Annotated in this window: 14 protein-coding genes; all 14 read left to right on the top strand. The window is 42.0% G+C overall.

Going from position 1 to position 12,219, the window contains the following annotated elements; translation table 11 throughout:
- Positions 1-105: 105 nt before the first annotated feature.
- The 14 genes from dnaX (at position 106) to trpS (ending at position 12,196) form a co-directional block, all read left to right on the top strand.
- Positions 106-1,854, top strand: a complete 1,749-nt coding sequence (gene dnaX, locus ACWI_RS12885) for a DNA polymerase III subunit gamma/tau (RefSeq protein WP_070371844.1) — start codon at positions 106-108, stop codon at positions 1,852-1,854.
- 87 nt (positions 1,855-1,941) lie between these two features.
- Positions 1,942-2,286, top strand: coding sequence for a YbaB/EbfC family nucleoid-associated protein (locus tag ACWI_RS12890; protein WP_070371845.1), 345 nt, complete (start codon positions 1,942-1,944; stop codon positions 2,284-2,286).
- A 6-nt stretch (positions 2,287-2,292) separates the two neighbouring features.
- Entirely contained in the window at positions 2,293-2,892 is a 600-nt protein-coding gene (gene recR / locus ACWI_RS12895) for a recombination mediator RecR (protein WP_070371846.1), read from the top strand.
- 27 nt (positions 2,893-2,919) lie between these two features.
- A complete protein-coding gene (ptsP, locus tag ACWI_RS12900; RefSeq protein WP_070371847.1) occupies positions 2,920-4,653 on the top strand; it encodes a phosphoenolpyruvate--protein phosphotransferase in 1,734 nt (577 codons plus the stop codon).
- A gap of 23 nt (positions 4,654-4,676) precedes the next feature.
- Positions 4,677-4,940, top strand: a complete 264-nt coding sequence (locus tag ACWI_RS12905) for an HPr family phosphocarrier protein (protein ID WP_070371848.1) — start codon at positions 4,677-4,679, stop codon at positions 4,938-4,940.
- Positions 4,941-5,036: 96 nt separating this feature from the next.
- Positions 5,037-5,414 (top strand): YtxH domain-containing protein, encoded by a 378-nt coding sequence (locus ACWI_RS12910; RefSeq protein ID WP_070371849.1) that lies wholly within the window; start codon positions 5,037-5,039, stop codon positions 5,412-5,414.
- A 16-nt stretch (positions 5,415-5,430) separates the two neighbouring features.
- Positions 5,431-5,787, top strand: coding sequence for a DUF948 domain-containing protein (locus ACWI_RS12915; protein ID WP_070371850.1), 357 nt, complete (start codon positions 5,431-5,433; stop codon positions 5,785-5,787).
- Positions 5,788-5,901: 114 nt separating this feature from the next.
- Complete coding sequence (locus ACWI_RS12920; RefSeq protein ID WP_242871621.1) at positions 5,902-6,198, top strand: STAS domain-containing protein; 297 nt, start codon at positions 5,902-5,904, stop codon at positions 6,196-6,198.
- Positions 6,199-6,221: 23 nt separating this feature from the next.
- Positions 6,222-6,635 carry an ATP-binding protein gene (locus ACWI_RS12925; protein WP_070371852.1) on the top strand — a complete coding sequence of 138 codons (414 nt, stop codon included), beginning with the start codon at positions 6,222-6,224 and terminating at the stop codon, positions 6,633-6,635.
- A gap of 111 nt (positions 6,636-6,746) precedes the next feature.
- A complete protein-coding gene (locus tag ACWI_RS12930) occupies positions 6,747-7,376 on the top strand; it encodes a SigB/SigF/SigG family RNA polymerase sigma factor (protein WP_242871623.1) in 630 nt (209 codons plus the stop codon).
- Positions 7,377-7,476: 100 nt separating this feature from the next.
- On the top strand, positions 7,477-9,558 hold the full coding sequence (gene fusA, locus ACWI_RS12935) for an elongation factor G (RefSeq protein ID WP_070371853.1): 2,082 nt from the start codon (positions 7,477-7,479) through the stop codon (positions 9,556-9,558).
- A gap of 133 nt (positions 9,559-9,691) precedes the next feature.
- Complete coding sequence (locus ACWI_RS12940; RefSeq protein WP_070371854.1) at positions 9,692-10,285, top strand: xanthine phosphoribosyltransferase; 594 nt, start codon at positions 9,692-9,694, stop codon at positions 10,283-10,285.
- 4 nt (positions 10,286-10,289) lie between these two features.
- A complete protein-coding gene (locus tag ACWI_RS12945; RefSeq protein ID WP_070371855.1) occupies positions 10,290-11,102 on the top strand; it encodes a glutamate racemase in 813 nt (270 codons plus the stop codon).
- A gap of 83 nt (positions 11,103-11,185) precedes the next feature.
- A complete protein-coding gene (gene trpS / locus ACWI_RS12950) occupies positions 11,186-12,196 on the top strand; it encodes a tryptophan--tRNA ligase (protein ID WP_070371856.1) in 1,011 nt (336 codons plus the stop codon).
- Positions 12,197-12,219 lie beyond the last annotated feature (23 nt).

Genomic DNA, 12,219 nt, shown 5'->3' on the forward strand with positions numbered 1-12,219 from the left:
AATGACTGTCATGGGGTATGCATGCATTTGACTATACAATTAATTACGATTGTAATATAATAAAGTAGAATAAAGTAAAATTAAGTACAGGAAAATGAGGGAACAATGTCATACTTAGCGCTCTATCGAAAATATCGGCCACAAACTTTCGATGAGGTTGTGGGACAGGATAGTATTACGAAAATACTAAGAAATCAGATTAAGTTTAACCGAGTTGGACACGCTTACCTTTTCTCCGGAATTAGAGGAACCGGAAAAACATCGTTGGCAAAGATATTTGCAAAAGCAATCAATTGTCCCAATGGAATTGATGGAAACCCATGCAATCGCTGTGATGTTTGTTTGAAAATCGATCGTCCGGGAGTAATGGATATCATCGAAATCGATGGTGCTTCCAATCGCGGCGTCGATGAAATTCGCGAAATTCGTGAGCGCATAAAATATCCGCCGACTGTTGGCAAGTACAAGGTATACATTATCGATGAAGTACACATGCTCACAAAAGAGGCTTTTAATGCGCTATTAAAAACGCTGGAAGAACCACCGGAACATGCCGTATTTATATTGGCGACAACAGAACCGAATAAATGTCCGGTGACAATTTTATCCCGTTGTCAACGCTATGAAATCCGTCCGATACCGAAAGCGTTAATCATCGAACAGATGAAAAAAATCTGTCAGGATATTCAGGTGACCATGTCCGATGAGAGTTTTGATTTTATTGCAAGCCGGGGGGAGAACTCAATGCGTGATTCTCTCAGCTTATTGGATCAGATTATTGATCTCAAGGATGAAGCTGGCCATGTCACGGTTGAAGACCTACTGGCGTTTACTGGTATGGCAGAAAAACAGGCTATTGGTGACCTGGTAAAACTGATTCTTGCTCATGACAGCGCTGGCGTCTTGAGTAACTTACGGAACCTGGTTGATAATGGTAAAGATTCAATACTGTTAATGGATCAGATCATCGAATTTCTACGGGGAGTGCTGATTACAAAAACAGCAAAAGACACGGCTAAAGAAATACTACTCTGTAGTCCTGATGACTTTATCATATACCAACAATTAGGAAAAGAATTAACGTTTGACCGACTATATCGAATGATCAGCCTTTTAATAGAAGAAAAAAATAAACTCAAATACAGTAATCTACAGGCAATTATCGTTGAAATGGCTTTGTTAAAGATATGCCTCGGTGATCAACAGACAGCTTTGATTCCGGCGGTCGAAACAGTTTTCCAAAACAACGAAAAAAAACCGCTGCTGCAAAGTAGACCTCACGATAGGCTGGAGAAAACATGCCGAAAGTCAGAAATTCAGGCAGAGTCACTAAAACGTCCAGCTGAATATGAAATAGTAAAAAGTGAAATAAGCAAGTCGGCGGCAGATGTTATTTCGGTGCCAGCAGAGAAATCTGAAACAACTAATAGCGCAGACGAGGGGCCGGAAGGTGAATCGGACAAGGCTCCGGTTCATGCAAAATCGGATATTAAAATAAAAAGTGGAAGCAGCCGTCACGATGGGATGCTATTCTTTAAAATGCTTTGTGAAGAAATCGGAAAAACAAACTCAGGTCAGGCTATGTTTTTAAAGCGCGGTGAACCGACGTTGGAGGATGAGACACATCTTTTGATTGTTTATTCGCCTGAAAACAGAAACTTTTACCAGTTTGTCAATAAACCAGAGTTAATTAAAGGTTTTGAAATGGCTCTTTTGCAAAAGTTGGGCAAGGAAATTTCGATCACAATTAAACTGGAAGACGAGAATTTTAACGAACTTGACCTGGTCGAAAAAACCTTGAGAATCGTTAATGATCAGGCAGTAAAAATAATCAATGCCGATGACGAACTGTAAAATTAGGGTAAAAAGATAGTGATAATCATAGACCATTAGTGTTATAATAATGAAGTTATTAAGAATAGAAAATCACAGGAGGATAGAATGGCAAAAAGAAAATTGCCGGTCGGAATGGGCGGCGGAAACATGAATAACATGATGAAACAAGTGCAGAAAATGCAACAAGATATGGCGAAGTTACAAGCCGAACTGGAAGAACGTGAAGTAGAAGCTACTGCAGGCGGTGGTGCTGTTAAAGTGGTTGCAACAGGAAAAAAAACGATTCTGTCAATTAAGATCGATCCGGAAGTGATTGATGAAGATGATATTGAAATGCTGGAAGACCTGGTGGTTGCTGCGGTCAATGAGGCCATCGTCAAAGCAGAAGACATGGTTAATGCTGAAATGGGCAAAATTACCGGTGGAATGAATATTCCAGGTTTAATGTAGTGCTCGATGGGTTATTATCCAAAAACCCTTGAGCGGTTGGTTCTGGAGTTGGGTAAACTACCGGGGATCGGAGAAAAATCAGCACAACGATTAGCCTTTCATATTCTTAGCCTCTCGGATGAAGAGATTGCAAGCTTATCTGAGGCACTAACGTCTGCTAAAGCTAAAATTGGACTATGTCAGAAGTGTTATACCATCACGGATAAAGAAATCTGCGATATTTGTGAGAATCCGAAGCGGGATCAACAAACCATCTGCGTTGTACAAAACAGCCGGGATATTTTTGCAATTGAAAAAACCCGGGAGTATAATGGGCTGTACCATGTTCTGCATGGTGCCATCTCACCGCTGGACGGGATTGGACCGCAGGACATCAAAGCCAGAGAACTATTACTGCGTCTTGGAGAAAATGACATTAAAGAAGTTATCATGGCAACAAATGCTACCGTAGAAGGGGAGGCCACAGCCATGTATTTAGGGAATCTGATCAGTCCCCTTGGTGTAAAAGTCACCAGGTTGGCAAAGGGTATTCCCATCGGTGCGGATCTTGAATATACAGATGAAATCACATTAATTAAAGCCTTTGAAGGAAGAAGTGAGATATAAACCTCTAATAATTAAAGGAGAATTAAGATGTTTGTTAAAGAAGGAATCATTGCATCACCTGGTATTGTCATTGCGAAGGCACTTGTTTACGAAAAAGTCATAGTTGAAGTAAATAAAAATAAAGTTGAAGACCCAGACAAAGAAATCGAAAAGTTTCAGAATGCCATAAAGAAAAGTCATGAGCAGTTGGAAACAATCCGGATACAAGCAATTAGTGAGCTCGGGGAGGAAGAAGGTGCGATCTTTGAAGCCCATGCCATGGTTTTGGATGATCCGGAATTTGTTGAAGGGGTAGAAGCAGAAATTAATGATAGTCATCTCAGTGCCGACAATGCGGTTAAGATTGTAACCGATCGTTTTTATGAGATCTTTGATCAGATGGATGATCCCTATTTCAGCGCCCGGGCAGCCGACATAAAAGACGTCGGAACACGAGTGCTCCAGAATATTCTGGGAATTGTCCAGGCAGATTTATCCCAACTGGATGAAGATGTGATTATTATCGCCGATGATTTGACGCCATCGGATACGGCACAGATGGATAAAAAGCGGGTGAAGGGTTTTGCCACCAATATTGGCAGTCGAACATCGCATACCGCCATTATGGCCCGTAGTTTGGAAATTCCAGCTGTTCTTGGTTTGTGTGATATTACGGAGACTGTTAAAACCGGAGACTTAATGGTTGTTGATGGTTTGACAGGCAGGGTTTGCGTTAATCCCGGCAATGAAGAGTTGGAGTCCTACGAAAAAGAAAAACAAAAATATCTGGATTATTTAAAAGAGTTGGAAGAATTAAAAGATTTGGATGCGATTACGCTGGATGGCAGAAAGGTTGAGCTGGTTGGAAATATCGGTGAACCCAATGATGCGGCAGGAGTTCTGAAGAACGGAGGTGTCGGTGTTGGGCTATACCGAACCGAATTTCTGTACATGAACAGCGATGTAATGCCCGGCGAAGAAAAACAGTTTGCGGCCTACCGTTCAGTATTAGAAGCGTTTCCTGACGGGCCGGTAATTATCCGAACCCTGGATATCGGCGGGGATAAAAAACTCCCCTATTTGCCGATGGATGACGAACTGAACCCATTTTTGGGTTTACGGGCAATTCGTTTGTGTTTTAAAGAGGTCGGCTTATTTAAAATCCAACTCAGGGCAATCCTGCGGGCCAGTGTATATGGTCATGCACATATTATGTTTCCGATGATCTCCTCGATTACCGAGGTGAGACAAGCAAAAGCCATCCTGCAAGACTGCATGAAAGAACTGGATGATGAGCAGATTGCTTATGACAAGGACGTAAAGGTGGGAGTTATGATTGAAATTCCGTCGGCAGCGATTGCCGCCGACATTATTTCAAAAGAGGTTGATTTCTTCAGTATTGGCACAAACGATCTCTGTCAATATACGCTGGCGGTAGACAGAATGAATCAGGAAGTCTCATACCTATATGACCCGTTTAACCCAGCTATATTGCGTCTGATTCAATTGGTAACGGCTACGTCGGACAAAAAAGATCAGTTCTTTACCGGGATGTGCGGTGAAATGGCTGGCGATCCTCTGGCGGCAATACTCCTATTGGGTCTGGGTCTTGATGAATTCAGTATGAGTGCGTTATCAATTCCTCAGATTAAGAAGATTATTCGCAGTGTTCGCTATGAAGATGCAAAGGCCATCGCTACGGCCGCTCTTAATATGGAGACGGGTGAGGAAATAATGGATTTTGTACAGGAATCAATGAAAAAATTAAATCTATATAATTAAAAACAATCATTAGGAGGATTACAATGATAAAAAAAGAAGTAACAGTTTTAAATGCAACAGGTTTGCATGCCCGCCCTGCGTCAATGTTTGTGCAAACAGCCGGAAAGTTCAAATCAAAAATATTTGTAATCAAAGAAGGAAATTCAATTAATGCCAAGAGCATTATGGGCATTATGGCTGGCGGGATTTCTCAGGGAACAACCATTGAGATTCAGGCCGAAGGCGATGACGAAACTGAAGCAGTGGATGCACTGGTGCAATTAATTAATGATAAGTTTGGCGAATAGTTTCTTTGAAATAAAAAAATTAAGAAATAACTGTTAATTGAGGAGATTATGAGGTAAAATGAGATAAATATCACAATGAATAATGGAGGAATTAAAATGAGCAGTAACAAATTATATTTTGTTGGCGGACTTTTTCTGGGAACCATCATCGGCGGGACATTGGGTGTGTTGCTGGCGCCATCGTCAGGCGATGAAACTCGAAAGAAATTGATTGAAGGCACTGAAGGCGCACTGGGTAATGCCTATGATCAAGCCGTTGAATATGGTGAAAATCTCAAAGAACAATTCCAGGATATGCAAGAACAATTTACTGAACGGGTAAATGAATATAAGAATCAGATTGAAAGCAAAATTCAGGAAATTCAAGACGAAGTTGAACAGGATATTGCTGATCTGAGTGAGGAATTGGAAGCCCTTGAAAAAGAAGAAGCGGAGTCAAGTGAAGAGGCTGAAGTTGCAGCTAAAGAAGAGTAGAGGTTGGAAGTCATAAATGATAACGCTAAATTTTAGCTTGTGGGAACTGGCTCTATTACTTGTGGGTGTTGCCTTCGTATTTGGAACCGTTTATTTAGTTAAGCTGTTTAAAAGTCTGGCAGCAACCTTCGACACAACCACAAAGCTTTTGGAAGAAAACCGTTTGGCTCTTCACAGCATTATGGAAAATACCGACGATATCACAAAATCGACAGCCCAGATTGTGGATAAGTCAAATCTGATGGTAGATGAGGTTGAATTGGCGTTTAATACCATTAAACAGGATGTGATTGACCCCGTGGTTAAGGCCGCATCGATTTTGAAGAGAGGCTTGGGAGTTTTTCAAACCAGAAATAGAAAAGATAAGGTATAGGCCGTGGATTACAGCCCTGGGCCCAATGACGGTGGTTACCTCATTGGGCCTTGTTTTGAATTTACAGATTAATTGTGAAATGGAGATTATATGAGCAGTAACAGCATAATTGAAATGGAAAAAACAAGTATGGTCAGTATTAAAGGCGAAATCGACATTTATTCTATTGAAAAATTCAGGGAAATAATTGAAGAAAAAATAAGAACACAGGCCCCGGAAATCATTTTAGACTGTTCTGAGTTATCTTATATGGATAGCACCGGCATGGGGGTTCTCATTGAATTGCGAAATAAAACAAAAGAAATGGGACAAAAAATTATTATGATAAATCCACGGCCCAACATCAAAAAATTGTTGTCACTCACAGGCGTTGATAAGATCATTGAAATCGTAGACAACCCTGTAAACTAAGCAAATTGAGAAGGGGAAGAAGAATGGATAGTATAAAACTGACATTACCGACCAAACCTGAGTATGTCAGCCTGGCACGGCTAACAATTGCGTCAGTGGCAAATAATATGGGATTTTCAATCGGCGACGTGGAAGATCTGAAAGTTGCCGTATCCGAGGCGTGTACAAATGCCTTAAACCATAGTAAGAATACCGATACAACCTACGATTTGACCTATGTTGTTGAGAACAATAAATTAGTTTTTACGGTAACCGACCGAGGTATTGGTTTTGAGCCAGAAACAGTGGCCAAGCCGGATCTTAATGGCCAACAATTAGGGGGGTTTGGTTTATTTATCATCAAATCACTAATGGATAGGGTGGAAATAGTTAGTGAGAGAGGATCTGGAACCTCAATTACCATGATCAAGAACCTATCGACGACCCATGAAATATGAAAGAAAAACAGTAAGGAAGATGTCAAAAAGCTATTTGCCGAGTACGAAGAAACACGGGATCGGGAGCTAAGAGATCTGATTATCGAGAATTATCTTTATATTCCCAAGATTCTGTCCCGGAAATATGGGCATAAGAACGGCGATAATGAAGATATTTTTCAGGTCGCCTGTCTGGGTTTAATGTATGCGGTGGAACGCTTTGACGTCAGTCGCGGCTATGAGTTTGATACTTTTGCCACACCAACGATAATTGGCGAAATAAAGCGCTATTACCGGGATCGAGAATGGCTGATCCGGATACCTCGTAAGGTTCAGGATCTCAATCGGGAGATAAACCAAACCCGAACGACCCTGGAACATAAGCTGATGCGGTCGCCAACGATCTCTGAAATTGCCGTGTATCTGGAGATATCAGAAGAGAGTATCATAAAAGCGATGGAAAGTAGCAATGCGTACTATCCGAAATCGTTATCAATGGAATATGAAAGCAATCAGGATGAACAGGAAGTCAGCCTGATGGATTTATTGGGAAACCTGGATAACAATATGGAAAATGTCGAGAATATCGATCTTTTAAAGCAAAAAATTCAATCACTTAATCCGGTTGAACGGATTATTGTGGAACAGCGATTTTTTCGGGGTAAAACCCAAAAAGAAGTGGCCGAGTTTATTAACAAATCCCAGATGACGGTATCGCGAATTGAAAAAAAAGTTATGAAAAAAATAAAAGAAGATCTATAAATAAATCTTTTTGTGGATTATTTTTTAGAAATAATATAAAATAGCTTTATACCAAAAAAACCAATTAAATCATTGGCAAAATAAGCGAGGGGGAAACAGCATGAAAACGTATCCAACAAAGAACATCCGTAACATTCTTATACTAGGTCACGGTGGGAGCGGAAAAACAACCTTGACTGAAGCATTGGCATTTAATGCAGGTGCCGTTGATCGTATGGGAAAAATTGACGAGGGAAATACCCTATCGGACTTTGATCCAGAAGAAAAAAGACGAAAGTTTTCAATTTCATCATCTATTATTCCTTTAGAATTTGGTGGACATAAGATCAATCTTATTGATGTGCCAGGTTATTTTGATTTTATTGGGGATGCCTATGCGGCACTTCGAGTGGCCGATGCGGTTGTTATCGTCGTTGATGCACTTTCGGGTGTTCAGGTCGGAACTGAAAAAGCTATCGAACTTTTGGAAAAAACAAATATTCCAGCATTTATTGTTGTTAATAAAATGGATCGTGAAAATGCCACCTTTGCCAAGGTGATGGACGAATTAAAAGAAACCTTTGGCAATAAGGTTGTGCCTTTTGAATTACCAATGGGTGAAGGAGAGGCGATGAATGGGGTTGTCAACATCGTTGATCTGACTGGTAGCCAGCGAAAAGACAATCGTTGTTTTGATGTGCCCATCACAGATGAAATGAAAGCAGAACTGGAACCCTATCGGGATATGATTATGGAGTCAGTAGCCCAAACCAGTGAAAGTCTGATGGAGAAATACTTTGAAGGTGAAGAACTGACCCGGAATGAAATCCATACCGGGATTCGTCAGGGGATCGATAATGGTGAAATAATTCCGGTATTGTGTACCTCTGCCGTTTTGAATATTGGGGTGGAAACCCTGGAAAACATGATTATAGAATACCTGCCATCGCCAGGCAAGGGGAAATTTGAAATTGGAAAAGATCCCCGGGACAAAAAAGAAATCGAGCGCAAATGTAGCAATAATGAACCATTTTCGGCATTGGTATTTAAAACGATTGCCGACCCCTATGTTGGCAAGTTATCAATTTTTAAAGTGATGTCAGGGGTTTTGGATCATTCAGTTGAAGTATATAATGCAACCCAGGAAGTTAAAGAAAAAGCCAATCATATTTACGTATTAAGAGGAAATAAACAGATCGAGGTCGAAAAGCTGGAAGCTGGGGATATCGGAGCGTTTTCCAAGTTAAATGATACGGTTACCGGGGATACCTTAACCAGCATCAAATCGCCCATCGTGTATGATAAAATAGAATTGCCCAAGCCAATTATATCGATGGCGATTGAACCCAAAACCAAAGCAGATATCGATAAATTGGCCACTGGCCTGCACCGTCTGGTGGAAGAAGATCCAACCATGACAGTGAGCCGAAATAAGGAAACCAAGCAAACATTGGTCTCCGGTTTGGGAGAGATGCATCTGGAAATTATTTCTCAAAAACTGAAACAAAAATTCGGTGTCGATGTCAATCTGGTTGATATGAAAGTGCCATATCGGGAAACCATTAAGAAAAAAGCAACGGCTGAAGGAAAACATAAAAAACAATCCGGTGGTAGCGGCCAGTTTGGTCATGTCTGGATTGATTTTGAGCCCGGCGATGATCCCAATGCACCATTTCAATTTGTTGATAAGGTTGTTGGTGGGGCGGTTCCGCGTAACTTCATCCCGGCCGTGGAAAAGGGTTTGGAAGCGTGTATGATTGAAGGTGTTCTGGCTGGTTATCCGGTTACTGGTGTCAAAGCAACGCTCTATGATGGATCCTATCATGCTGTGGACTCCGATGAAATGTCCTTTAAAATGGCGGCCACCTTGGCTTACCGCAAAGGCATGAAGGAAGCGGCACCAGTTCTTCTGGAACCAATTTATCACATTGATATTACCGTCCCGGAAGAGTATATGGGTGATATCATGGGTGATTTAAACAAAAAACGTGGGCGTATCATGGGAATGGAATCAGCAGCGGGGGGACGACAACGAATTTTAGCAGAAGCACCGCTGGCGGAAATGTTCAAGTATGCCACGGAGTTACGTTCGATGACCCAAGCGAGAGGTGAGTTTTCAATGGAATTCGTTCGTTATGAAGAAGCTCCAATGATTATTGCTGAAAAAGTTATCGCTGCGGCACAAAAAGAAAAAGAACAATAAAGCTGACTTTAACAGCCTGAGGCGGGAAGAGATTCCCGCCTTTCTTTCTGCAAAGAAACGGAGTGGAATCGTGGTTGTTCAAATCAACAAGAGTATGTTATAATAATTCGATTAGGTTACGAAGGAGCAGTCAATGGAATTATTAGAAGAAAAAATCAGACAAGAAGGCCTCGTCAAAGGCCAGGGAATCCTAAAAGTGGATTCTTTTTTAAATCATCAGTTGGATGTGAAATTATTTGAAGAAATGGGAAAGGTTTTTGCCAAACGCTTTGCCGGAGAGGGAGTCAATAAAATCCTGACAATTGAGACATCAGGAATTGCCATTGCAACCAGTACCTCCAGGTATTTTGACTATTGTCCGGTGGTTTTTGGAAAAAAATATGTATCGCTTAATTTAGACGAGGAAATTTATTCCAGTGATGTCTATTCTTATACCAAACAGCAGGCTTATAAAATTATGGTATCAAAGAAATATCTAAATCCAACCGATCGTATTTTAATTATCGATGATTTTCTGGCCAATGGCAAAGCGGTCGAAGCGTTAATCGATTTAATCAATCAGGCCGGGGCCACCCTGGTGGGCGTGGGAATCGCTATCGAGAAAGGTTTTCAGGATGGCGGGGCGTTAATCCGTGAGCAGGGTGTCGCCCTGGAATCTCTGGCGATCATCGATGACATGAGTAAGGAAAAAGGGATTATATTCCGTGATCAATCAGGAAAGAAGTGAAACGATGGACAACAATGGACCCATTGGCGTCATCGATTCGGGCATCGGTGGTTTTACCGTCCTGAAAGCACTTCAAGACCGGCTGCCCAATGAAAATTATCTCTACTTTGGCGATTCAATGCGAATGCCTTATGGTGAGCGGGAAAACGACGAACTGATCATGCTGGCAAATACCATAATCCGTGATCTCGAAAATAGAGGGGTAAAAGCTGTGGTATTAGCCTGCAACACCCTTTCTTCGCTGATTGTTGAGCTGAGCGCCCGGGTGCCGCTCTTTAGTGTCATTGAAGCCGGAGTTCAGGAAACGCTCAACTGGCGGGATCGCGGTCTGGTTGGACTGATTGCCACAACGGCCACCGTCAAAAATCGGGGCTACGAAAAGGAACTGGAGTTGTGGACCCGGGAGGTCGAGTATATCGCTCAGGGAACCCATACCCTGGCCAAGGTCATTAATGATGGTCAGGGTGATTTAAAAATCCTGAAAAATAATATCCGAGAAGCCGTTGAACCGATTTTACTAAAAGGCATCAAACAAGGCATTATTATCGAAGAACTGTTACTGGGGTGTACTCATTTTCCGATTGTGGCAGTCACCATCCGACAAATGTACCCGGAGCTTGAGCTGATCAACCCGGCCAATGGCCTGGTTCGGCAGTTAAACAAGCACCTGACCGAGTTTAACTATTTCAACACCCAGGAGGAAGTTGGCAGTACCCAAATTCTCACGACAGCCGATTATGATATTTTCGAGCGAATGATCAAAGAATTGGAACTTGATTGTGATTCGCTGGAACTGACAGAATTGGAATTACCATAAACCTGCTCAGTACAGAAATTTAAAGAGATCATGGCAGTTGGTCGAAAACCAAGAATGACCTGCCATTAAAATAAGGAGTAACTATGACAACAGAAGCACCAGTAAAAAAAATAGTATATAGCGGCATCCAACCATCGGGAACCTTTACCATTGGCAATTATTTTGGCGCCATGAAAAACTGGGTAAAGATGCAGGAGGACTATCGTAGCCTTTTTTGTGTGGTTGATCTGCATGCCATCACCATGCCCCAGAACCCGGCCGATTTACGCAGACGGACTTATGAATCGATTGCGCTGCTGTTAGCCCTGGGGATTGACCCGGAAAAATCGATCCTTTATGTGCAATCAATGGTACCGGAGCATTCAGAGCTGGCCTGGATTCTAAATTGTTCAACCTATATGGGCGAACTGAGCCGCATGACGCAATTTAAAGACAAATCCCAAAAGCAGGGGGAAAACATCCGGGTTGGCTTGTTTGACTATCCGGTGCTGATGGCCGCAGATATTTTACTTTATCAAACCGATCTGGTGCCGGTGGGCAACGACCAGCGTCAGCATGTGGAACTGGCCCGGGACATTGCCATTCGTTTCAATCAGAATTTTGGTAACGTCTTTAAGGTGCCGGAAGCGTATTTTGGCGAGTCGGGAGCTCGGATTATGAGTCTTCAGGAACCAAATCGAAAAATGTCCAAATCGGATGAAAATGCCAATGCCTTTATTTCGTTGTTGGATGACTCTAAAACGATTGTCAAGAAGTTTAAACGAGCTGTTACCGATTCGGATATGGCTGTCTATCATAATCGTGAAGAAAAACCTGGGGTTTCTAATTTAATGGAAATTTATTCCTGTGCCACCGGAAAAAGTCTGGAAGAAGTCACCCGGGAATTTGATGGCAAGGGCTATGGAGATTTCAAGCTGGCCGTCGGCGAAACGGTCGCCGATACCCTTTTGCCAGTTCAAAACGAGTATCACCGGTTACTCGGTGAAAAGGCTTATCTGGAACAGATTATGCATGTTCATGCCGAAAAGGCCTCCCAGATTGCCTGGCGAACCCTGTCAAAGGTGCGCAAAAAAGTAGGTTTTGTGACCGTATAATATTCAGGACAGTTTTGATCACC

This window comes from Acetobacterium wieringae (assembly GCF_001766835.1).
Classification (GTDB): Bacteria; Bacillota; Clostridia; order Eubacteriales; family Eubacteriaceae; genus Acetobacterium; species Acetobacterium wieringae.

Bases quoted from the DNA above. Each gene is read 5' to 3' on its own strand.
- dnaX (WP_070371844.1), top strand. From the start codon at position 106: ATGTCATACTTAGCGCTCTATCGAAAATATCGGCCACAAACTTTCGAT.
- ACWI_RS12890 (WP_070371845.1), top strand. From the start codon at position 1,942: ATGGCAAAAAGAAAATTGCCGGTCGGAATGGGCGGCGGAAACATGAAT.
- recR (WP_070371846.1), top strand. From the start codon at position 2,293: ATGGGTTATTATCCAAAAACCCTTGAGCGGTTGGTTCTGGAGTTGGGT.
- ptsP (WP_070371847.1), top strand. From the start codon at position 2,920: ATGTTTGTTAAAGAAGGAATCATTGCATCACCTGGTATTGTCATTGCG.
- ACWI_RS12905 (WP_070371848.1), top strand. From the start codon at position 4,677: ATGATAAAAAAAGAAGTAACAGTTTTAAATGCAACAGGTTTGCATGCC.
- ACWI_RS12910 (WP_070371849.1), top strand. From the start codon at position 5,037: ATGAGCAGTAACAAATTATATTTTGTTGGCGGACTTTTTCTGGGAACC.
- ACWI_RS12915 (WP_070371850.1), top strand. From the start codon at position 5,431: ATGATAACGCTAAATTTTAGCTTGTGGGAACTGGCTCTATTACTTGTG.
- ACWI_RS12920 (WP_242871621.1), top strand. From the start codon at position 5,902: ATGGAAAAAACAAGTATGGTCAGTATTAAAGGCGAAATCGACATTTAT.
- ACWI_RS12925 (WP_070371852.1), top strand. From the start codon at position 6,222: ATGGATAGTATAAAACTGACATTACCGACCAAACCTGAGTATGTCAGC.
- fusA (WP_070371853.1), top strand. From the start codon at position 7,477: ATGAAAACGTATCCAACAAAGAACATCCGTAACATTCTTATACTAGGT.
- ACWI_RS12940 (WP_070371854.1), top strand. From the start codon at position 9,692: ATGGAATTATTAGAAGAAAAAATCAGACAAGAAGGCCTCGTCAAAGGC.
- ACWI_RS12945 (WP_070371855.1), top strand. From the start codon at position 10,290: ATGGACAACAATGGACCCATTGGCGTCATCGATTCGGGCATCGGTGGT.
- trpS (WP_070371856.1), top strand. From the start codon at position 11,186: ATGACAACAGAAGCACCAGTAAAAAAAATAGTATATAGCGGCATCCAA.